This window comes from Halobacillus salinarum (assembly GCF_022919095.1).
GTDB classification, from domain to species: domain Bacteria; phylum Bacillota; class Bacilli; order Bacillales; family Halobacillaceae; genus Halobacillus_B; species Halobacillus_B salinarum.
Genome location: NZ_CP095073.1, coordinates 148,892 through 169,999 on the forward strand (window position 1 = coordinate 148,892; position 21,108 = coordinate 169,999).

At 43.4% G+C, this 21,108-nt stretch carries 15 protein-coding genes, 12 tRNA genes, 3 rRNA genes and 2 pseudogenes; 3 read left to right on the forward strand and 29 right to left on the reverse strand.

The genetic code is table 11. From position 1 onward, the window contains the following. Positions 1 to 44: 44 nt before the first annotated feature. From glmM to sigW, 5 genes are all read right to left on the reverse strand, one after another. Positions 45 to 1,394 carry a phosphoglucosamine mutase gene (gene glmM / locus MUN89_RS00765; RefSeq protein ID WP_244710622.1) on the reverse strand — a complete coding sequence of 450 codons (1,350 nt, stop codon included), beginning with the start codon at positions 1,392 to 1,394 and terminating at the stop codon, positions 45 to 47. Positions 1,395 to 1,458: 64 nt separating this feature from the next. Beyond that, a complete protein-coding gene (locus MUN89_RS00770; RefSeq protein WP_244710624.1) occupies positions 1,459 to 2,439 on the reverse strand; it encodes a CdaR family protein in 981 nt (326 codons plus the stop codon). Further along, complete coding sequence (gene cdaA / locus MUN89_RS00775) at positions 2,432 to 3,250, reverse strand: diadenylate cyclase CdaA (RefSeq protein ID WP_244710626.1); 819 nt, start codon at positions 3,248 to 3,250, stop codon at positions 2,432 to 2,434. The genes MUN89_RS00770 and cdaA overlap by 8 nt, the downstream gene beginning before the upstream one ends. A gap of 260 nt (positions 3,251 to 3,510) precedes the next feature. Next, positions 3,511 to 4,158, reverse strand: coding sequence for an anti-sigma factor family protein (locus MUN89_RS00780; protein ID WP_244710628.1), 648 nt, complete (start codon positions 4,156 to 4,158; stop codon positions 3,511 to 3,513). A gap of 15 nt (positions 4,159 to 4,173) precedes the next feature. Continuing rightward, positions 4,174 to 4,737 (reverse strand): RNA polymerase sigma factor SigW, encoded by a 564-nt coding sequence (sigW, locus tag MUN89_RS00785; protein WP_244710630.1) that lies wholly within the window; start codon positions 4,735 to 4,737, stop codon positions 4,174 to 4,176. A gap of 162 nt (positions 4,738 to 4,899) precedes the next feature. Here sigW and MUN89_RS00790 point away from each other — a divergent pair, with 162 nt between their 5' ends. Then, complete coding sequence (locus MUN89_RS00790; RefSeq protein WP_244710632.1) at positions 4,900 to 5,091, forward strand: aspartyl-phosphate phosphatase Spo0E family protein; 192 nt, start codon at positions 4,900 to 4,902, stop codon at positions 5,089 to 5,091. Between the two features lie 7 nt (positions 5,092 to 5,098). Here the strand turns inward: MUN89_RS00790 and rocF are convergent. From rocF to MUN89_RS00875, 17 genes and pseudogenes are all read right to left on the reverse strand, one after another. Further along, positions 5,099 to 6,000 (reverse strand): annotated as a pseudogene (rocF, locus tag MUN89_RS00795) (arginase). Between the two features lie 222 nt (positions 6,001 to 6,222). After that, positions 6,223 to 6,298: transfer RNA gene (locus MUN89_RS00800), tRNA-Ala, on the reverse strand. A gap of 1 nt (position 6,299) precedes the next feature. After that, a tRNA-Gly gene (locus MUN89_RS00805) sits at positions 6,300 to 6,374 on the reverse strand. Between the two features lie 57 nt (positions 6,375 to 6,431). Further along, positions 6,432 to 6,504 (reverse strand) — tRNA-Lys (locus tag MUN89_RS00810). 134 nt (positions 6,505 to 6,638) lie between these two features. After that, positions 6,639 to 6,713: transfer RNA gene (locus MUN89_RS00815), tRNA-Gln, on the reverse strand. A gap of 87 nt (positions 6,714 to 6,800) precedes the next feature. Continuing rightward, a tRNA-Tyr gene (locus MUN89_RS00820) sits at positions 6,801 to 6,886 on the reverse strand. Positions 6,887 to 6,894: 8 nt separating this feature from the next. Further along, positions 6,895 to 6,970 (reverse strand) — tRNA-Thr (locus MUN89_RS00825). An 18-nt stretch (positions 6,971 to 6,988) separates the two neighbouring features. Further along, positions 6,989 to 7,064 (reverse strand) — tRNA-Val (locus MUN89_RS00830). Positions 7,065 to 7,097: 33 nt separating this feature from the next. Next, a tRNA-Glu gene (locus MUN89_RS00835) sits at positions 7,098 to 7,172 on the reverse strand. 20 nt (positions 7,173 to 7,192) lie between these two features. Continuing rightward, positions 7,193 to 7,264 (reverse strand) — tRNA-Thr (locus MUN89_RS00840). 6 nt (positions 7,265 to 7,270) lie between these two features. Then, positions 7,271 to 7,345: transfer RNA gene (locus MUN89_RS00845), tRNA-Asn, on the reverse strand. Positions 7,346 to 7,379: 34 nt separating this feature from the next. Next, positions 7,380 to 7,493, reverse strand: a 5S ribosomal RNA gene (gene rrf, locus MUN89_RS00850). 192 nt (positions 7,494 to 7,685) lie between these two features. After that, positions 7,686 to 10,605 (reverse strand): 23S ribosomal RNA (locus MUN89_RS00855). A 273-nt stretch (positions 10,606 to 10,878) separates the two neighbouring features. Then, positions 10,879 to 10,954: transfer RNA gene (locus tag MUN89_RS00860), tRNA-Ala, on the reverse strand. An 8-nt stretch (positions 10,955 to 10,962) separates the two neighbouring features. Continuing rightward, a tRNA-Ile gene (locus MUN89_RS00865) sits at positions 10,963 to 11,039 on the reverse strand. 208 nt (positions 11,040 to 11,247) lie between these two features. Then, positions 11,248 to 12,813, reverse strand: a 16S ribosomal RNA gene (locus MUN89_RS00870). Together the 16S, 23S and 5S rRNA genes with 12 tRNA genes alongside form the textbook arrangement of a ribosomal RNA operon. 571 nt (positions 12,814 to 13,384) lie before the next feature. Beyond that, entirely contained in the window at positions 13,385 to 13,606 is a 222-nt protein-coding gene (locus MUN89_RS00875) for a hypothetical protein (RefSeq protein ID WP_244710634.1), read from the reverse strand. Positions 13,607 to 13,721: 115 nt separating this feature from the next. Between MUN89_RS00875 and MUN89_RS00880 the strand changes: the two genes are divergently transcribed. Further along, the gene (locus MUN89_RS00880; protein WP_244710636.1) at positions 13,722 to 14,486 is read left to right on the forward strand and encodes a polysaccharide deacetylase family protein; all 765 of its coding nucleotides are present in this window, start codon (positions 13,722 to 13,724) and stop codon (positions 14,484 to 14,486) included. Positions 14,487 to 14,543: 57 nt separating this feature from the next. On the opposite strand, the gene MUN89_RS00885 is transcribed toward MUN89_RS00880, so the two are convergent. After that, positions 14,544 to 15,161: a KinB-signaling pathway activation protein gene (locus tag MUN89_RS00885; protein ID WP_244710638.1), complete on the reverse strand. Its 618-nt coding sequence runs from the start codon at positions 15,159 to 15,161 to the stop codon at positions 14,544 to 14,546. Positions 15,162 to 15,302: 141 nt separating this feature from the next. On the opposite strand from MUN89_RS00885, the gene gerD reads away from it, so the two are divergent. After that, complete coding sequence (gerD, locus tag MUN89_RS00890; protein WP_244710640.1) at positions 15,303 to 15,953, forward strand: spore germination lipoprotein GerD; 651 nt, start codon at positions 15,303 to 15,305, stop codon at positions 15,951 to 15,953. A 41-nt stretch (positions 15,954 to 15,994) separates the two neighbouring features. Here gerD and MUN89_RS00895 read toward each other — a convergent pair whose 3' ends face one another. The 6 genes and pseudogenes from MUN89_RS00895 to MUN89_RS00920 form a co-directional block, all read right to left on the reverse strand. Then, positions 15,995 to 17,047: an Mrp/NBP35 family ATP-binding protein gene (locus MUN89_RS00895; RefSeq protein ID WP_244710642.1), complete on the reverse strand. Its 1,053-nt coding sequence runs from the start codon at positions 17,045 to 17,047 to the stop codon at positions 15,995 to 15,997. A gap of 93 nt (positions 17,048 to 17,140) precedes the next feature. Next, on the reverse strand, positions 17,141 to 17,860 hold the full coding sequence (gene cwlD, locus MUN89_RS00900) for an N-acetylmuramoyl-L-alanine amidase CwlD (RefSeq protein ID WP_244710644.1): 720 nt from the start codon (positions 17,858 to 17,860) through the stop codon (positions 17,141 to 17,143). A 147-nt stretch (positions 17,861 to 18,007) separates the two neighbouring features. Beyond that, positions 18,008 to 18,073, reverse strand: a pseudogene (rpsI, locus tag MUN89_RS00905) (30S ribosomal protein S9); the annotation flags it as partial. Positions 18,074 to 18,500: 427 nt separating this feature from the next. Beyond that, positions 18,501 to 19,100: a dCTP deaminase gene (gene dcd / locus MUN89_RS00910; RefSeq protein WP_244710646.1), complete on the reverse strand. Its 600-nt coding sequence runs from the start codon at positions 19,098 to 19,100 to the stop codon at positions 18,501 to 18,503. After that, positions 19,072 to 20,496, reverse strand: coding sequence for a hypothetical protein (locus tag MUN89_RS00915; RefSeq protein WP_244710647.1), 1,425 nt, complete (start codon positions 20,494 to 20,496; stop codon positions 19,072 to 19,074). Before MUN89_RS00915 ends, dcd begins: the two co-directional genes overlap by 29 nt. 10 nt (positions 20,497 to 20,506) lie before the next feature. Continuing rightward, positions 20,507 to 20,932, reverse strand: coding sequence for a hypothetical protein (locus MUN89_RS00920; protein ID WP_244710649.1), 426 nt, complete (start codon positions 20,930 to 20,932; stop codon positions 20,507 to 20,509). Between the last annotated feature and the right edge of the window lie 176 nt (positions 20,933 to 21,108).

Genomic DNA, 21,108 nt, shown 5'->3' on the forward strand with positions numbered 1-21,108 from the left:
TAGTATGCGCAGGCTCACATCGCTGTGTAGCCTGCGCACCTCATTTATTCCACCATGCCTAACTCTTCCTGGACTACTTGTACCACCCGGTCGACATAGGTTTCACACTCTTCTGCGGTCGGAGCTTCCACCATAATTCGAACAAGCGGTTCTGTACCAGAAGGGCGTACTAGAACACGGCCGCTGTCTCCCATCTCTTCTTCAACCTGTTGAATGGTATCTTGAATACGCGGATGGGTTTGTACCTCTTGTTTATCGGTTACGCGTACGTTTTTTAACACCTGAGGGAACTTCCTCATTTCTCCTGCAAGTTCAGATAATGGTTTACCTGTTTCTTTCATCACATTGACAAGCTGCAGAGCTGAAAGCATTCCGTCCCCTGTCGTGTTGTGGTCAAGGAAGATAATATGACCGGATTGTTCCCCGCCTAAATTATATCCGCCTCTGCGCATTTCTTCCATCACATAACGGTCGCCTACTGCGGTTTTATCACTTTTCATTCCTTCAGCTTCAATGGCTTTATAAAAGCCTAAGTTACTCATTACTGTTGAAACGACTGTAGAATGATTCAAGGTTCCATGCTGATTCATATGTTTAGCGCATATGTACATGATCTGGTCGCCATCTACAATTTCGCCTTTTTCATCAACCGCAATCAGGCGGTCTCCATCTCCATCGAACGCAAGTCCAATATCTGCGCCTTTTTCCTTCACTAGCTCTTGAAGGGCTTCTGGATGGGTGGAACCTACTCCTTTATTAATATTGAGTCCGTCGGGAGAAGAACCTATGGACGAAATATCCGCCTCCAGATCTGCGAATAAATGGGAAGCTAAGGAGGAAGTTGCGCCATGGGCACAATCCAAAGCAATATGAAGACCTTCAAAATCATAGTCAACCGTTTGTTTCAAATGCTGAATGTATTTCTGTCCGCCTTCAAAATAATCATTGATTTGGCCGAGATCAGCTCCTGCCGGACGAAGAAGTTTATCCTCCTCCGCATCAATGAGTGCTTCCACTTCTTCTTCCTGTTGATCTGTCAATTTAAACCCATCAGGACCAAAGAACTTTATCCCGTTATCTTCAACAGGATTATGAGAAGCAGAGATCATGATTCCAGCCTCTGCTTCAAGAGCCTTTGTCAAGTAAGCCACCCCTGGAGTAGAAATCACGCCAAGACGCATAACTTCAGCTCCTATGGATAAAAGCCCTGCATATAACGCACCCTCCAGCATTTCTCCTGAAATACGCGTGTCACGACCAATTAAAATCTTGGGCTTATTTACATTCTTCGTAAGGACATAGCCTCCGTAACGCCCCAGCTTAAAAGCCAGTTCAGGTGTTAATTCTTTGTTGGCAATCCCTCGGACACCATCCGTACCAAAATATTTTCCCATTATACTTGACCTCTCTTTCCTATCTTCCCCTATTTGTAGTTCTGTTCCAGTCTATACCTTCTCATTACGATTGGTTTTCTTCTGAATTCTCGACATCGATATCAACCTTAACCTTCTCTGGATTAATGGAAGTCACTCCTTCAGGTTTAGGTATGGTCACTTCTACAGTTTGGTCTTTATTGATTTTCGATATGTCGATAGGAATATCAGTGATTTCATTTATTGAATCAATCACATCATGAGGACCATAAATTGTTACTTCCTCAATCTGAGGAGTCATAGAATTGACCACTACTCCTTCAGGAGCGCCTCCTTCAGGTTTAAGTTCAATTGGAACTTTCTTTTTCGGTTTGCTTACTGGTACATTTACATCCACTGATGGAGGATCGACGAGCACATTCAATTCGTTCCCCTGACCATCATAAACCTTTACGGGAGCTTCCATTTTTTCTACAGAGTCTTCCGTATTGGTTATGTTCACAATAGCTTTTACTACTTCCACTTTATCCATTACAGATTCTGCTCCTGTAACGGTGACTTTTTCAGGACTCATCTCAGCTTCTCCCAAATCAAAATCATTGCTGATCTGGCTTCCATTAATGTAGTCTACACCAACTTGAAATTCTTTGCTTATTTTTTTCTCAATGGTAACGTCTACCGTTTTGGGCTCAATTGTTGTGGTAATTCTGTTGGATATGCCTGTATGTTGAACAGGGACATTATGGGTCCCTGGTTTAAGTCCATTTAGATCAACGTACACTGTAAAATTCTTTTGTCTTACAACTGGAGCAATGACACTCTTTGGCCCCTGAACCGTTACGCTGACGTCTTGAGGCAGCCCGCTGACGACATATTGATCGCTGTCAAATTCAACATCTAATGGAATATTGTTCATGACTTGAGTTTCTGAAGAATTATCATTGAACCATAAAGACTGGGAATCCGGCTGGTTGTTATTCTCTAAATTCACAGACACCCAAAGGAGGACAGCCAATATTAATGAGATAATCCGGATAAACCATGGACTCTTTAATAATTTATCCATCCTTATTCCCCCTCCATCCCCATGATTTTCCCGAGGAAACTTTAAGAGAGATATCAAGCTCGTTACGCAGGATTTCTTCCAGCTTCTCTTGGTCTAAATTCCGATGAAGCTCACCATTTTTTGTACAAGAAATTCCACCGGTTTCTTCAGATACGACGATAGTCAAAGCATCAGTAACTTCGCTTATTCCCATAGCTGCCCTGTGGCGGGTTCCTAACTCTTTTGAGATAAAAGGGCTTTCCGATAAGGGCAGGTAACAAGCTGCCGCAATAATTTGATTGTCTTTAAGTATAACGGCTCCATCATGGAGCGGCGTGTTCGGGATAAAAATATTGGTCAGTAATTCACTGGTAAGATTACCCCCTATACCAATACCTGTTTCCACATAATCTCCCATCCCAGTTTCCCGTTCTATAGTGATTAAGGCCCCGATTCTTCGTTTGGCCATATAATTACACGATTTAATAATTGCCTGGATCGACTTTTCAATGTCTTCTTCCTCAGGGGTATTCCGACTGAAAAAACTGCCTCTTCCCAGCTGCTCCAGCGCTCTTCTAAGCTCAGGCTGAAACAAAATAATAATCCCGAGAAAACCCCAGGTGAGTGCTTGCGACATCAGCCATCTAAGTGTGGTTAGTCCAAATAAATTACTTAACAGATAGATCCCAAGGACCACAAAGATTCCTTTTAACAACTGGACCGCCTTTGTACCTTGAATCAGCATCATTAATTTATATAAAACAAACCAGACAAGGGCAATATCAATAGCAATTAATAGATAATCTAAAAAATCACGTCCCCCATCAAGCATGCCTACACTTCCTTTAATTGAAAATTACGAAAAGGACATGGAAATCCTAATTCCACTAACCTGTGGCAAAAGTTAAGCCGGTCTCATTATATCACACTTCCATTTTTACGAATATTAGAAAACCTGAATTAAGGATAAAGACTCCGCTGGCAAGTTTTCATATGACTATTGGAACCTTTCCCCTTCATCTATCTGCGACCAGATTCACTTTATTCTTCAAAAAAAAAAGACTGCTGCGTAAAAACATGCAGGAGTCTTTGTTAATTAGTCCCGAAAGAAAAGATATCTTTCACCGTATTTTTCGCGTTATACCAGATCCACTCAAAAACCTGGTTCACTTCATTTACTTCACCACTTACGTAAGCCTGGTAATGTCCGCTGTCCTGATAAAATTCATCATGTTTATCTGTAAGAATATCTCCGTTGATAATGGTGATATCTCCATCAATTTTACCTTCAATTTTTAAATCTCCATTTCGAACAACTAAATCCCCATCCACCGTAACTCCGTCAGGCACGATTACTGTATTATCCTGAATCACTAAATTCTTCTGCTTAGATACCGTTACTTGCTGGTCCTGGTTCCACTCGGAAAAAATCCCTCCGAACATTAATATGAAAAAAACGGCAGCAGCAGTAATCAGTGGGTGCCTTTGAAGCCAGCGAGTATAGTTTTTTCGTTTTTTCTCTTTTGGAAGATTTGCCATTACATTAGCTGTGAAATTACTTGGAGCGGTAACCGGTCCGGCATTTTTCACTAATGTAATCGAACGTTTTAACTCATGAAAATGATTTTGGCAGGATGGGCAGGATTGTAAGTGGTCGCGCAGTCGTCTCTCTTCTTCTTTATTTAAGTCGCCATCCAGATATTTATGCATTAAGCCAACCGCTTCTTGGTTGCATTTCATTCCCTCTCAACTCCTTTACACATGACGAAGCCTTTTGCGTAACGCTTCCCTGCCGCGATGAACTCTTGTCTTGACTGTACCTACGGGAATATCTAAAACTTCTGCGATTTCCTGCAGCGAAAGTTCATCGAGATACCTGAGTACAATTACACTGCGGTATTTTGGTGGTAAGGCAAGGATCTCCCGGTGAATATAGGTTTGAAGCTCCAGGCTCTCTACCTCTTCTTCCGGTAACGCTTGATCAGCCGCAAGCTGGGAATACATATCAAGACCTTCCGTACCTTTCACTTCAGCGTCAAGATAGTAGTCCGGTTTTTTCTTTCGTATACGGTCGATCGTTAAATTCGTCGCTATACGATACAGCCAGGTCGAGAATTTACGTTTTTCATCAAACGTATGGATGTTGGTATATGCACGGATAAAGGCTTCTTGTGCAAGATCTTCTGCTTCATAGGCGTTGCCAATCATACGAAAGCATATATGAAAAACTTTATTCTGGTAAAAAGACACAACATCTTCAAAGGATGATTGGTCGCCTTTTTTAACCTCTCTAATTTTCTGTTTGATCATGGATTCCATTTGCTTATACCTCCGCTATAGTTGCGGTCAATATCCTTTACGGATAGATGCACCCCAGGGTTTCAAAAATAATTATATTTTTTTAAAAAAATATGTTTATAGACAGTAATTTTAGGTTATAGGTTGCTAACTGGCAAATACTGCATGGGAGGACTCAGATGGATGAAGAATAAACTCATGTTAAAGGAAATAGAGGCTTGTAGGTTAGAAATGCAGCGTCTAGCCAAGTTACACTCGTTAACTTCTAAAGAAGTTGTATATATGAGCGTAAGGCTTGATCACCTTTTAAATGAATATGAGGAGTTGAAACAAAGAGAACAGCAACCTGCCTTGAAAGAGGCAAGCTACTGTTAATTTCTTTTTATTTTAGTTTCTCGCCAAACAGAGATCCCATCAAGCCGACAGCTACGCTGGCGGTTTTATTTTTTTCATCTAGAATAGGATTGACTTCCACAAATTCAGCAGAGGTAATCATTTCCGATTCGTATAGCATCTCCATCGCCAGGTGAGATTCTCTGTAACTTAATCCTCCCATTACAGGCGTCCCCACTCCCGGGGCTTCATTAGGATCTAAACCATCCAAGTCTAAGCTTAAGTGTACACCATCTGTCCGATCTTTCAAATACTCAATTGTTTCTTCCATTATCTTCGTCATGCCCATTCGGTCTACTTCATGCATCGTATATACTTTTATTCCTTTTTCCCGAATAAGTTCTCGTTCTCCTTCATCCAAAGACCGCGCCCCTATAATGACCACATTTTCCGGCTTGATCTTTGGCTGATAGCCCAGCATGGAAGTAAGCTTTTCATGCCCAATCCCTAAGCTAACAGCAAGAGGCATTCCGTGAATGTTGCCAGACGGGGAACTATCACCAGTGTTTAAATCACCATGGGCATCATACCAAATGACTCCCAGGTTTTGGTAGTGTTTTGCGATCCCAGCCAAAGTCCCCATAGCAATGCTGTGATCTCCACCGAGTACTAAAGGGAAATTGCCATTTTCAACCACTTTATCCACTTCTACAGCAAGGCGGTGACTTCCTTCTGCCACCTCATTTAAATTTCTTAAATTATCCATTTTCTCTGAATCATTTCGCTCAGGTCGAGGAATATCTATATCCCCAAATCTTCTATATCGAAACGCAGTTGTTCTAACCGCTGAAGCATTCCTGCATAACGGATCGCACTTGGGCCCATGTCTACACCTCGACGCAGCTGCCCTAAATCCATAGGTACCCCGATCACAGAAAGTTTCTTATTCATCATAATGAAATTCCTCCTTTATAGATTGCCAATTATATTGTATCCGTTTTCATACAGGTGACTCAACTGGACAATCAGATGCATATATATACGATCTTTACCGCGTTCCGTCTGTAATAAGTGCATGAATACTCTTTGAACCGCCAAAAGCTGTGATAGAGTTCTCCTGGAACATATAAAAAAGCTGATATCCTAAGGATATCAGCTTTCAATAATTATGTATGGTGGAGCCTAGCGGGATCGAACCGCTGACCTCCTGCGTGCAAAGCAGGCGCTCTCCCAGCTGAGCTAAGGCCCCTTGGAGCGGGAGACGGGATTCGAACCCGCGACCCCCACCTTGGCAAGGTGATGTTCTACCACTGAACTACTCCCGCAACAAACTCATATAAAAATACGGATCTTGCATCTGCAACATCCGCATGAAATGGAAATGAGCCATGGAGGATTCGAACCTCCGACCCTCTGATTAAAAGTCAGATGCTCTACCAACTGAGCTAATGGCTCGTAATAGAAATTACGTACCCATCGATCAGTCAGAATAAACACAAATCTTTGTGCTGCAAGCCGTCAATTTTTCAAAAGCTTACGTACACACGAAATTCAATCATCTTGAACTATTTGTTAACTAACTGAAAAAATGGCTGGGCCAGCTGGATTCGAACCAGCGCATGACGGTACCAAAAACCGTTGCCTTACCGCTTGGCTATGGCCCAACATTTGTAAGTATAGTATGACCTATAAAACGGATCTTATACTGATTTTTCTAATCTTGGGTAATTTTATTTAATTAAGTATAAAAATGGTGGAGGGAGTAGGACTCGAACCTACGAACCCGATGGGAGCGGATTTACAGTCCGCCGCGTTTGGCCAACTTCGCTATCCCTCCATATTGAATGGTGCCGGCCAGAGGACTTGAACCCCCAACCTACTGATTACAAATCAGTTGCTCTGCCAGTTGAGCTAGGCCGGCTTGATATTAAAACAGAAATGGTGGAGGATGCAGGGCTCGAACCTGCGACCCCTTGCTTGTAAGGCAAGTGCTCTCCCAGCTGAGCTAATCCTCCGGATTGTGATGCTGCTGGATAACTATAAGAAAATGGTGACCCGTACGGGATTCGAACCCGTGTTACCGCCGTGAAAGGGCGGTGTCTTAACCACTTGACCAACGGGCCAGTTAATCATGACTACTGAGAGCTTCCAGCCGGATTTGAACCGGCGACCCCTTCCTTACCATGGAAGTGCTCTACCACTGAGCTATGGAAGCAAGTGGTGGCTCCACCGGTAGGATTCGAACCTACGACCGATCGGTTAACAGCCGATTGCTCTACCACTGAGCTACGGTGGAATAAGAATTAGTTTTGAAATAAATCCAATAGATGACGTGGCAGCGTCCTACTCTCACGGGGATCGACCCGACTACCATCGGCGCTGAAGAGCTTAACTGCTGTGTTCGGCATGGGAACAGGTGTGACCTCTTCGCCGTTACTACCACATCATTTGGATTGTTGAGGTGAACCCTCAAAACTGGATAAGTACACATTCAAACGAACGTCATGGTTGTATGTCTAGCTGCAGCTCCTAGATCCTCGTGATCGAAGCGATCTCTCATCCAGGCTGAAAAACCCCAGCCTTCCTGCGAGCTTGCTTAGCCAATCGGATCTGAACAGTCGCTTCCGCTTTTCAATTTAGATAAGTCATCGATCGATTAGTATCCGTCAGCTGCACGTGTCACCACGCGTCCACCTCGGACCTATCTACCTCATCGTCTCTGAGGGATCTTATTACCTTAGAGGTAAGGGAAATCTCATCTCAAGGGGGGCTTCATGCTTAGATGCTTTCAGCACTTATCCCGTCCACACGTAGCTACCCAGCGATGCTCCTGGCGGAACAACTGGTACACCAGCGGTGTGTCCATCCCGGTCCTCTCGTACTAAGGACAGCTCCTTTCAGATTTCCAACGCCCACGACGGATAGGGACCGAACTGTCTCACGACGTTCTGAACCCAGCTCGCGTACCGCTTTAATGGGCGAACAGCCCAACCCTTGGGACCGACTACAGCCCCAGGATGCGATGAGCCGACATCGAGGTGCCAAACCTCCCCGTCGATGTGGACTCTTGGGGAGATAAGCCTGTTATCCCCGGGGTAGCTTTTATCCGTTGAGCGACGGCCCTTCCATGCGGAACCGCCGGATCACTAAGCCCGACTTTCGTCCCTGCTCGACTTGTAGGTCTCGCAGTCAAGCTCCCTTGTGCCTTTACACTCTGCGAATGATTTCCAACCATTCTGAGGGAACCTTTGGGCGCCTCCGTTACCTTTTAGGAGGCGACCGCCCCAGTCAAACTGCCCACCTGACACTGTCTCCGGACCGGATCACGGTCCTGGGTTAGAATGTCCGTACAGCCAGGGTAGTATCCCACCAGCGCCTCCACCGAAGCTGGCGCTCCGGCTTCTCTGGCTCCTACCTATCCTGTACAAGCTGTACCAACATTCAATATCAGGCTACAGTAAAGCTCCACGGGGTCTTTCCGTCCTGTCGCGGGTAATGCGCATCTTCACGCATAGTATAATTTCACCGGGTCTCTCGTTGAGACAGTGCCCAAGTCGTTGCACCTTTCGTGCGGGTCGGAACTTACCCGACAAGGAATTTCGCTACCTTAGGACCGTTATAGTTACGGCCGCCGTTTACTGGGGCTTCGGTTCAGCGCTTCGCCAAAAGCTAACGCATCCCCTTAACCTTCCAGCACCGGGCAGGTGTCAGCCCCTATACTTCGCCTTACGGCTTCGCAGAGACCTGTGTTTTTGGTAAACAGTCGCTTGGGCCTTTTCACTGCGGCTCCTCGGCAGAGGAGCACCCCTTCTCCCGAAGTTACGGGGTCATTTTGCCGAGTTCCTTAACGAGAGTTCTCCCGCTCACCTTAGGATCCTCTCCTCGCCTACCTGTGTTGGTTTGCGGTACGGGCACCTCTTTCCTCACTAGAGGATTTTCTTGGCAGTGTGAACTCAGGAGCTTCGGTACTTTAGTTCCCTCCCCATCACAGCTTGACGTTCCCACCGGACGGATTTGCCTATCCGGCCGTCTTGCTGCTTGGACGCGCTCATCCAATGGCGCGCTCTCCCTATCCTCCTGCGTCTCCCCGTCGTTCAAACGGAAAGGAGGTGGTACAGGAATATCCACCTGTTGTCCATCGCCTACGCCTGTCGGCCTCGGCTTAGGTCCCGACTAACCCTGAGAGGACGAGCCTTCCTCAGGAACCCTTAGGCTTTCGGTGAAAGAGATTCTCACTCTTTTTTCGCTACTCATACCGGCATTCTCACTTCTAAGCGCTCCACCAGTCCTTACGGTCTGACTTCACCGCCCTTAGAACGCTCTCCTACCACTGATCGTAAGATCAATCCGCAGCTTCGGTGGTGTGTTTAGCCCCGGTATATTTTCGGCGCAGAGTCACTCGACCAGTGAGCTATTACGCACTCTTTCAATGATGGCTGCTTCTAAGCCAACATCCTGGTTGTCTAAGCAACTCCACATCCTTTTCCACTTAACACACACTTAGGGACCTTAGCTGGCGGTCTGGGCTGTTTCCCTCTCGACCATGAACCTTATCACCCACGGTCTGACTCCCAGAACAAAGTCGCTGGCATTCGGAGTTTGACTGAATTCGGTAACCCGATAGGGGCCCCTCGTCCAATCAGTGCTCTACCTCCAAGACTTTCTATTCTGAGGCTAGCCCTAAAGCTATTTCGGAGAGAACCAGCTATCTCCGTGTTCGATTGGCATTTCACCCCTACCCACACCTCATCCCCGCAATTTTCAACTTGCGTGGGTTCGGGCCTCCAGTCAGTGTTACCTGACCTTCACCCTGGACATGGGTAGATCACACGGTTTCGGGTCTACGACCGCATACTCACTCGCCCTGTTCAGACTCGCTTTCGCTGCGGCTCCGCCGCTCACGGCTTAACCTTGCATACAGTCGTAACTCGCCGGTTCATTCTACAAAAGGCACGCCGTCACCCATTAACGGGCTCCGACTACTTGTAGGCACACGGTTTCAGGATCTCTTTCACTCCCCTTCCGGGGTGCTTTTCACCTTTCCCTCACGGTACTGGTTCGCTATCGGTCACTAGGGAGTATTTAGCCTTGGGAGATGGTCCTCCCGGATTCCGACGGAATTTCTCGTGTTCCGCCGTACTCAGGATCCACTCCGGAGGAAGAAAGGTTTCGGCTACAGGGCTGTTACCTGCTCTGGCTGATCGTTCCAGATCGATTCGCCTACCTTTCTTCTTGGTAACTCCAAAGGAGTGTCCTACAACCCCAGAAAGCAAGCTTTCTGGTTTGGGCTGTTTCCGTTTCGCTCGCCGCTACTCGGGAAATCGCATTTGCTTTCTCTTCCTCCAGGTACTGAGATGTTTCAGTTCCCCGGGTCTGCCGTCCATGACCTATGGATTCAGTCATGGACACTATTCCATTACGAATAGTGGGTTCCCCCATTCGGAAATCTCCGGTTCACAGCCTACTTACGGCTTGCCGGAGCATATCGGTGTTAGTCCCGTCCTTCATCGGCTCCTAGTGCCAAGGCATCCACCGTGCGCCCTTGTTCACTTAACTATCTGTGAAAAGACGTTTGTTTCTTTCGATGTTCGTTGAATGTCTTGTCATCAATCAAGTCTAGTTTCGACTCCCAGATTCTCTCGATCCTAAGCCATCTCCCTTCAAGACTGAAAAACCACAGTCTTTACGTGAGCTTACTTGGCTCGGTGAATCTAACCGGTCGTCTACACTTTCTTAATCACTTATCCAGTTTTCAAGGTTCACACTCTTATTTAGAGTTGATTTTAAAACACAACAGTATACTTGTGTTTTAATTTAAAGCGATTTAATTGGTGGAGCCTAGCGGGATCGAACCGCTGACCTCCTGCGTGCAAAGCAGGCGCTCTCCCAGCTGAGCTAAGGCCCCAGTAAGAATGGTGGGCCTGAGTGGACTTGAACCACCGACCTCACGCTTATCAGGCGTGCGCTCTAACCAACTGAGCTACAGGCCCATTCTATTACTAGGAAGTTAATTATATTTTCATAGTTTTGATCTTTCAAAACTGAACAACCAACCGAGTACGCCTCCTTACGATCCAGCTTCAGCTCCCAGACCCTGACGCCCGAAGCGATCCTACTCCGAGGCTGTAAAGCCTCTTCGGTATGCTCGCTTCGTTCATCGGGTCTGAACGGTCGCTTCCGCCTTTCGTGTATCCTTAGAAAGGAGGTGATCCAGCCGCACCTTCCGATACGGCTACCTTGTTACGACTTCACCCCAATCATTGGCCCCACCTTCGGCGGCTGGCTCCAAAAAGGTTACCTCACCGACTTCGGGTGTTGCCAACTCTCGTGGTGTGACGGGCGGTGTGTACAAGGCCCGGGAACGTATTCACCGCGGCATGCTGATCCGCGATTACTAGCGATTCCGGCTTCATGCAGGCGAGTTGCAGCCTGCAATCCGAACTGAGAATGGTTTTATGGGATTTGCTACACCTCGCGGCTTCGCTGCCCTTTGTACCATCCATTGTAGCACGTGTGTAGCCCAGGTCATAAGGGGCATGATGATTTGACGTCATCCCCGCCTTCCTCCGGTTTGTCACCGGCAGTCACCTTAGAGTGCCCAACTGAATGCTGGCAACTAAGGTCAGGGGTTGCGCTCGTTGCGGGACTTAACCCAACATCTCACGACACGAGCTGACGACAACCATGCACCACCTGTCACTTGGTCCCCGAAGGGAAAACCCTATCTCTAGGGTGGGCCAAGGATGTCAAGACCTGGTAAGGTTCTTCGCGTTGCTTCGAATTAAACCACATGCTCCACCGCTTGTGCGGGCCCCCGTCAATTCCTTTGAGTTTCAGCCTTGCGGCCGTACTCCCCAGGCGGAGTGCTTAATGCGTTAACTTCAGCACTAAGGGTGGAAGCCCCCTAACACCTAGCACTCATCGTTTACGGCGTGGACTACCAGGGTATCTAATCCTGTTTGCTACCCACGCTTTCGCACCTCAGCGTCAGAGACAGACCAGAGAGTCGCCTTCGCCACTGGTGTTCCTCCACATATCTACGCATTTCACCGCTACACGTGGAATTCCACTCTCCTCTTCTGTCCTCAAGTTCCCCAGTTTCCAATGACCCTCCACGGTTGAGCCGTGGGCTTTCACATCAGACTTAAGAAACCACCTGCGTGCCCTTTACGCCCAATAATTCCGGACAACGCTTGCCCCCTACGTATTACCGCGGCTGCTGGCACGTAGTTAGCCGGGGCTTCCTCGTTAGGTACCGTCAAGGTACCGTTCTATTCGCACGGTACTTGTTCTTCCCTAACAACAGAACTTTACGATCCGAAAACCTTCATCGTTCACGCGGCGTTGCTCCGTCAGACTTGCGTCCATTGCGGAAGATTCCCTACTGCTGCCTCCCGTAGGAGTCTGGGCCGTGTCTCAGTCCCAGTGTGGCCGATCACCCTCTCAGGTCGGCTACGCATCGTCGCCTTGGTGAGCCGTTACCTCACCAACTAGCTAATGCGCCGCGGGCCCATCTGTAAGCGATAGCGAGAAGCCATCTTTTAACCATCCTTCATGCGAAGGTTGGTGTTACCCGGCATTAGCCCCGGTTTCCCGGGGTTATTCCGGTCTTACAGGCAGGTTGCCCACGTGTTACTCACCCGTCCGCCGCTCGTTCCACGAGCGTCACCTCCGAAGAGGATCCGCTCGCTTCCCGCGCTCGACTTGCATGTATTAGGCACGCCGCCAGCGTTCGTCCTGAGCCAGGATCAAACTCTCCAAAAAAATTGAAAAGCTGTGCGCTTTTGACAGCGCTTGCCTTCAACACCGTTGAAGGTCCTAAAGCTCGTGTGCACATCGTGTGTGCTTTGTTTGAATTCCTTCTATATAATAGAAAGAATGAATTGACGTACTGGTTGGTTCGTTCAGTTTTCAAAGATCAAAGATGATTCAATGTCGTTTTGGCGACAAGAATTAATATATCATGGATGCGATATTTCGTCAACACTTTTTTGTGAGATTATTAATTTCTGTCTGCCGCTTCTCTATAAAGCATTTCCCGACAACGATTAATAATATAGCATAGATTAAAAACAGATTGCAATGATTTTTTAGGAACTTTTTTCTTTTTTTCTAAACCCGGTTTGTTTAAGATGGTCCCTCAATAACTATGAATGAAAAAGATAATAGTCAGGAGCTGGCTGTGAGCGACTCCCTCCAAAATTAGATAGACGGTCAATAAAACTGTGCATAAAAAAACGTGTACAGAAATTCAACAGATTTCTCTACACGTTGGAGACCAGCTTCTTGATATCATTCCTGTAGTCATTCCGCTTATTAATAGATAAGTCCCTTACTAATTATGTTTTTTCTTCCTCGGCATATACTGAAGACAATCTTCTCTAGTGGCGAATCTTCTGAAAATCTGAAAGAGCACTTCGTATCTTTCTTCCATAGCGCATTTAATGTTCGTATCTATTCTTTTATCGCCTAAATCAAAGGTGATTTCTTCCATCTCTCTTTTCAGTAAATATTCGATTTCTCTTCTTTCCTGCTCATTTACCATTAATCCATACATACGATAGACCCTCCTAGAAAAAACAACTCATTATATTTTTACCCGTTTTTGCATTTTTATAGCATAGGTTGTCCTTTTTCTCATATGTATTAAACATAATGGAGGAAGGAGATGCATGAGAGTGACATTTTATTCCTGGAAAGCGGATAAAATAAAGCGGTATGGACTTGTAGTGATATTAGCATTATTTTGTGCCCTCTTATTATGGATCGGCCAATGGAGCCAGCTGCCCGTGTTTTCAAATAAAGGGGAACCACGAGCGCTCAGCCAAGGAAGCGCAGAAACTCCTTATGTGGCATTAACTTTTAACATCAGCTGGGGAAGCGAGAAAGTTCATGAAATCTTAAAAAAACTGGACGCTTATAATGCGCATGCTACGTTTTTTGTAAGCGGAGAATGGGCAGAAAGACATCCAGATATTCTTGAAGATATTCATAAAGGCAAGCATGAAATTGGAATGATGGGATACAAATATGAAAGCTACTTAGAGCAGGAACCCGCTGAAGTTGACACTGATTTGAGAGAGGCAAAGGCTGTTTTTGAAAAATTAGGATATAAAGACTTGAAATGGATTCGTCCCCCTCACGGCCATTTTGATAAAGCAGTTCTCAAACAAATCGATAAAAAAGGGCTGCAAACCGTACAATGGAGTATTAATCCACATGATTGGGAGAACCCCGGCACAAATAAAATCATCGATCAGATCATGGAGGAAGGGTCCAAGGGAGATATTATCCTTCTTCATGCATCGGATTCCGTAAAACAAACATCGAAAGCACTGGATGTCATTATTCCCGGGTTAAAACAGAAAGGATTAGAATTCGTAAGTATTACTGAACTTGTAAACGGTGGAAAAAGTAAAACGACTCAAGTTCAATAATTTTTGTTAGGATCGGTCATTTTGAACTTAACTATTCACATCAAAAAAGCCTCATTTTCACGATGTTGAGGCTTTTTTTGCTGAAGAATTACGATTTCCCGTTAACCTATGAAGCAAGAGTAATTGGTAAATGTTGCAGGCAACTAATGGAATGATCATTAAGGTGACATAATCAAACCCCTGGGTTCTTAATGCAGGGACCCACTCAATTGTTGTCACTACTACCATAAAAAAAAGTGCAGGAATAAACGCCTTGCGGTTCGTTTCCTTAGCTTTTTGAGCGGCGGTCAATAAAGCAATGACGAATAGTACAAGAGCGGTGAAAAAATATCCCCAGAACGATTCCCCATCCGCCGACTGATAACGAAAGTAGACGAGATCAAACAAAGCAAAACCAATCAACCCTACTTGAATCGGCATCCATAATGATCTGAAAAAACCGAGGCCGAATTGATGAATCGTTAGATAGGCAAAAAAACCCATTTGGCTGATGACACTAAATATAAAACCGAGACCTGCAAAAAATAACAAGACACCAAGAAATTCTAAACCCTGAAAAGGATGAAATACTCTTGCATAAGCATCTTGTTTTATAAAAAAGCTTGATATTAGCGTTAATACTCCGCCTAAAAGCAGCGTTGTTAAAAACATGCGCACCCACTTGCGACTATTCACGACTTTTTCCCCCTGTTGCGTTAAAAAATGTATCCTTCGTATTTTATCATGAAGCGCTTTAATTTTCCTCATGACCGCATAATTTTTTACGTAATGACGAATAGTAAGCCTAGGAGAACTAAAGAAAGGGGACAATCTCCAATGTCCAGATTATACATGTTATGTCCAGTCCTTCTTCTTGTTTTCCTGGCAGCTTGTAGTGGCAGCTCAGGAGCAAGCCAGCAGGCGGATTATGATACAACCAAAAAAATGATTGTAGATATTCTGAAAACGGATGACGGAAAGAAAGCCATGACGGAAGTACTTGCCGATAAAAAAATGCAGGAAGCCATGGCTTTGGATTCGGAAGCCGTTTCACAGGCTATCAACAAAACCTTAATATCTGAAGAGGGAAAAGAATTTTGGAGCAAGCTTTTTTCTGATCCGACGTTTGTTCAGGGCTTCAGTAAAGTGATTGAAAAAGAACAAAAGGATTTAATGAAAGGGCTTATGAAAGATCCCGAATATCAAAAATCCCTAATTGAGTTATATAAAAATCCAGAAATGATGAACGAAATGGTAACTGTTATGCAGGGACAGAAATTTCGTTCTCATCTTCAATCCACTATTGAAGAAACGATAAACAGCCCGGTCTTCCAAGCGAAGATGAGTGAATCTCTCCTTAAAGCAGCCGAAAAAATACAGTCTAAGCAAGGTCAAGGTTCGTCCGGAGGACAACAAGGACAAGGCGGACAGCAAGGTGGAGGTCAGTCGGGCGGACAAGGTGAGGAATCTTCCACTTCTGCCTCTTAAAAAAACACGCTTCCCCTATCCTGGGAAAGCGTGTTTTTATCTTAATATTTATCAATAACTTTAGCTGCCATATTGCGATATGCCACACCTATTGGATGGTCCTCCTGGTAAACAGACGGAGCGAATACGTCTTCATCCTCATAGGGCTGCTCAAGCGGGATGTGCCCAAGAATATCGGTTTTTAGCTCTTCGGCTAGCTTTGTACCGCCGCCTCGGCCGAATACATATTCCCTGTTTCCGGTTTCTTTACTTTCGAAATACGCCATGTTCTCAACGATCCCAAGGATCTCATGCTCGGTCTTAATCGCCATCTGACCTGCTCTTGCCGCAACAAAAGCTGCCGTAGGGTGAGGAGTTGTCACGATAATTTCTTTGGAAGCTGGAAGCATAGAGTGAACATCAAGAGCAACATCTCCAGTTCCTGGAGGCAAGTCCAGCAGAAGATAATCAAGCTCGCCCCATTCTACTTCTTTAAAGAAGCTTGTCAACATTTTGCCAAGCATAGGCCCCCGCCATATAATAGGTGAGTTATCCTCTACAAAGAAGCCCATGGAAATGAGTTTAACACCAAAGCGTTCCACAGGGATAATTTTCTCCCCTCTTACAACTGGGCGTTCTTCCACTCCCATCATATCAGGTACACTAAATCCGTAAATGTCCGCATCAATAATGCCAACTTTTTTGCCTAATCGTGTAAGCGCAACGGCTAAGTTGACGGTGACCGTTGATTTTCCTACTCCGCCTTTACCGCTGGCAACCGTAATGAATTTCGTTCCTGTGCTTCCTTCAAGAAGCGAATCCTGCTGCTCCTGTTCAGCAGCGGGTTGATATTTATTAATAACGTCTTCCGGCAATTGATCAAATCGCAGCCCAACTGTAGCCGCCCCAGCTTCTTTTATAGCATTGACTATCGTCTGCTGAAGCTCCATCTGCTCAGCTGTATTAGTTTTTGCAATGAGAACTTTTACACTTACGTGATTTTTCTCTTCCTTGATTTTTATTTCCTCAACCCCACCGGTCTCTTCTAACGTTTTATGTAAAAACGGATCCTCGATGGAATGAAGAATATTAAGCACTTCTTCTTGTGTTAGCACTACGTTTCACCATCCTTAGAAATGTTTCACCATTGCCAGTATAACATACATGAAACGCTTTCTAAGAGATCTGCTTAGAGAGAAAAAATTTGATTATTTCTCAGGATATTCTCTTTCCGTTACATAACGGAGAATTCCCTGATAAACGGCCGCAGCCATTTTTCTTTGGTAATCATCGCTTTTTAAAAGGCCTCTTTCCTCAACATTAGACAAAAAACCAGCTTCCACTAATGCACCGGGGACATCTGCATGCTTAAGCAAATATATATTGGTCAAACCCAGCGCTTCTCTCGTAGTGTTTTCAAGGTTTGTTTTAATCTCCGATTGAATAAATTTGGCGAGGTTCTGGCTGCCTTCACTTTTTGGATAATAAAAAGTCTGTGCGCCTCTCCATTTAGTTGAAGGAATAGCGTTTAAATGAATACTTAAGTAAAAATCCGCTTTTTTCTCCTTAATGTATTGGACACGGTTACGAATATCTTCTGACTTTCTCCTCGATAGGCTCCCCGCTTCGTCTGAGGATAGATCCTTGTCCTCGTACCTCGTTAAGTACACCAATGCTCCCGCTTCCTGAAGATAATCTTGCAAATAATTGGATATTTGTAACGTAATGTCCTTTTCTTCCGTACCATCCTTTCCAACTGCACCTCCATCAGGTCCTCCATGTCCAGGATCAATAACGATTACTTTTCCTGATAGAGGGGAAGACCAGCCCATCCAGGCTTCCTTAGCTTCTTGGATGGGATAGGAAACAAGCCAGACAAGAATGATGATCCCTGTCAGCCAACCAAACGTTTTTAATCGTCGTATCATCCATCCCCACACTCCCTCATACTCGCTACTTCACTATATGGGACAAGTAAACGAAATATGAACAGGTGCTAAAAGGAAAGTGAAGGAAGAAAAAATCACAAAAAAATCTCCGGCCGAAATTGGCCGGAGATTTGATAAAGAAAAATATTAACGCTTAGAGAACTGTGGTGCACGACGAGCACCTTTAAGACCGTATTTCTTACGCTCTTTTATTTAAATAAATATAATGAAGAAACACAAAACAAAGTGATTCATTTTTAGCCTTATAAAATAAGGCTTTTTCTTTTTTTATGAAAAATTGTTTATGTACATTAATATATGTTTTGTGGTCAGAAGGTGGTCAAAAATAATAATCCGTTCTTCATTCTACATAGGTAATCTCATTTTTCAATTCATGGATTTTAGTGATAACCCCTATAAGGTTGCCTGTTTACTCGCACACTTCTCATATAGTCGCTTCTTCAAAATTTTCTTCATCTTAAACCCCTGACACTCTTCCTTAGTAATGAAGATCATTATGTTTACTAAAATATATATATTTATACACTTTCAGTTAACAGCTAATGGTTAACTAAAAAAAGGATGAAGGCTAATCCCTTCACCCTGTCACTTTCTAATCAAAAGGTTTTTGAAAAACTATTTAGTTGTTTTGTTTCAATTTCCTTAACATTTCCAAGTCTTTATCTTTGCTTATACCCGAAAGAACAGGTTCAATATCACTTACATATTTTGATGCTGAATTAGTTCTATAAGACATTGCAGGTTCCTCTACGTTATATAACACTAATTGAACTAACCTCATCCCAGTTCTTAATTTAATTGCATTTTCTCCCAAGTTAGATAGTTGTAAAGTTAGAGTTCCAGCAAAACCGGGTTGTATAATAGAAGATATGTTCAGTCCTAATCTAGTTAAAGAAGAGCGAGTAATTACAAAACCAGTTATATTCTGAGGGAGACGTATGTATTCAAATGTACTTGCCAAGACTAACTGGTTAGGATATAGTATAAAATCTTCTCCAACTTCCCTATATGTTTCTTGAAAGAATGTTTCCACCGGCTCTTCGACTACACCCAGGATAGGAGATCGGGTTTGGACAGATACCTTAAACTCTGTGCTTAATCGTAAGTCGACGCTGGCAGGACCTAACTGAGCATCGTCCAATATAGGAGTAATCACTAAGGAATCTTTTTTCTCTTCTTGCATTAGAGACTCAATTTGTTTCCCCGAGAGAACCGACATTACTCCACCTCCTATGAACATCTGCAGAAACTAAGGCCTTTCTAGTTAAGTTGTTAATGATATTCCTAAGTTCTAACTCTCCTTCTAAAGCACTAAGTCCTCGCTCCTCCTTAATAGAGTCTCCAAATAAATAATATGCAAACCAACCTGCATTTAAAATACTCACACTATCCGCTGGTACCCTATTCAATTCATTAGGCGGAGTAAGTTTCGACAATTTATCTGCTAAAGGATTCACCCATTCATCTATTTTTTCAGATGTGTAATGAACCTCTTCAGGTATACTTTTGACAACTTTGTCTATTATCAAATCTAGATTATCCATAAGTATGTCCTCTATGATTTTGCAACTATCATTATTAAACACGAACTCAATTCGATTATTATTCATAATTGTATCTGTAAAAACTGAGTAGATGTCATTATGAGAAGCGTTTTTCCAACCATTATGAAGAGAATCAATTATTTCTTGAATCTTTTCAGGTAAATGATTTTCATAAGAGAAATGAGACATTGTTTCTCTTCTTACAATACTTCTAATAATCTTCCTAGGATGAGTTTGTGAAAATCTGTCTGCAAGGGTAGATCCGTCAGATATACCATAAAACATAAATATTTGCTCACATGAAAAATGAGAAGCGGGACCATATAACACTATACCTGATATGTCTGCAACAAACTCTTTAAGCCAGTCGATCAAGAAAGCATTTGAAAGCACCGACTTAATTACAGCAATTCTGATTGGTTGTGGTAACTTATCTATAATTTCACCATGTAAGAAGGGTTCCAGTTTACTAATGTCCTGATGCTTTAATATCTTTGGCATTAGCTGTTCTGAAATATTTAACCCATGATGTAAATCTAAATAATGACCTAATTCGTGTCCCATTATGCTCCCTAATAATACATTGTCTTTGTGTAGAATTGGAAAAATAACTCTTATACGTTTTTCTTCATCAACATCTGAAACACCTAATTTATTTATAAATCGTGCAAACACAGACCAAAAATCTCCAATAGCATAATTCAATTCCCAACTCGGTTCTGTGATAAAGTTTTTAATATCCCCGTCAATTCTGTTCACAATCTCTCTAACAGGGATCATTACCTCCAATGGATGATTGGTAGTATTGGATTGATCCACAATTTTCACTATTACTCTTTGGAAAGGGTCTAATATTTGTTTATAAAGTTTTAACTCTCTATTATTAATGATTTCATCTTGGTGTTGAGAGAAAATATCCAATAAATTATTATTAATTACTGAAATGTGATCGATAACCTCTGTTGTTTCTTGGTTAGGATAGGTATTTATTTTATATTTGTCTATTTGTTTTGATAAAGCATAACACTGTTCCCACATTATTCGTACAAGATTTCGATTCAAATCACTCATATTAACACCACTACAATAAAGTATTAGTCAATTTATTTGGGCGCTCAATTTCTGAAGATATTACCCTCGTAATATTAAAGAAGAAGCCTAAAACAAATTCTCTCTTATCAAAATCACCATTGGAAATCTCATGTAAAGCATCAATAATTTCTTCAATAATATCCGTGATGTCATTATCATGGAGCAAATTAAAATCAACAGCCCTCAATGTGAAATTAAAAGCATCTGAAGGCATAAAATCAGTTCCGTAACTTTCTTGGCCTTCAGCATATCTTTTAGCTTCTTTAAGGAACGAAATGGCTTTAGTAAATAAATCCAAATTAACTTCTTCTTTTTCAATATTTGAAATCATTTCTGAAAATTCTTTAGCGAACAACGTAAGTTCAATCTGTTTATTGGATTTAGAAAGCTCAACTTTTGGTATTGTGTACAGCATAATCACTCCTCCTGTTATTATAGGTTTATTCTAAATACATTCAATTAAATGATTAAAAATCCTGCCTGTATTACTTTATTTATTTCCCCAACAAAAGTATTGTACACTTTTTCATACTGTTTTAATGTAATAATATTTCTATATCTCACATTTATGTTGGATAACTACATAAATTA

Excerpts from the sequence above, each read along its gene's own strand:
- glmM (WP_244710622.1), bottom strand. The coding sequence starts at position 1,394 with ATGGGAAAATATTTTGGTACGGATGGTGTCCGAGGGATTGCCAACAAA.
- gerD (WP_244710640.1), top strand. The coding sequence starts at position 15,303 with ATGTCCAGATTATACATGTTATGTCCAGTCCTTCTTCTTGTTTTCCTG.
- MUN89_RS00875 (WP_244710634.1), bottom strand. The coding sequence starts at position 13,606 with ATGTATGGATTAATGGTAAATGAGCAGGAAAGAAGAGAAATCGAATAT.
- MUN89_RS00770 (WP_244710624.1), bottom strand. The coding sequence starts at position 2,439 with ATGGATAAATTATTAAAGAGTCCATGGTTTATCCGGATTATCTCATTA.
- cdaA (WP_244710626.1), bottom strand. The coding sequence starts at position 3,250 with ATGCTTGATGGGGGACGTGATTTTTTAGATTATCTATTAATTGCTATT.
- MUN89_RS00920 (WP_244710649.1), bottom strand. The coding sequence starts at position 20,932 with ATGCTGTACACAATACCAAAAGTTGAGCTTTCTAAATCCAATAAACAG.
- dcd (WP_244710646.1), bottom strand. The coding sequence starts at position 19,100 with ATGTCGGTTCTCTCGGGGAAACAAATTGAGTCTCTAATGCAAGAAGAG.
- cwlD (WP_244710644.1), bottom strand. The coding sequence starts at position 17,860 with ATGATACGACGATTAAAAACGTTTGGTTGGCTGACAGGGATCATCATT.
- sigW (WP_244710630.1), bottom strand. The coding sequence starts at position 4,737 with ATGGAATCCATGATCAAACAGAAAATTAGAGAGGTTAAAAAAGGCGAC.
- MUN89_RS00880 (WP_244710636.1), top strand. The coding sequence starts at position 13,722 with ATGAGAGTGACATTTTATTCCTGGAAAGCGGATAAAATAAAGCGGTAT.
- MUN89_RS00780 (WP_244710628.1), bottom strand. The coding sequence starts at position 4,158 with ATGAAATGCAACCAAGAAGCGGTTGGCTTAATGCATAAATATCTGGAT.
- MUN89_RS00790 (WP_244710632.1), top strand. The coding sequence starts at position 4,900 with ATGAAGAATAAACTCATGTTAAAGGAAATAGAGGCTTGTAGGTTAGAA.
- MUN89_RS00915 (WP_244710647.1), bottom strand. The coding sequence starts at position 20,496 with ATGAGTGATTTGAATCGAAATCTTGTACGAATAATGTGGGAACAGTGT.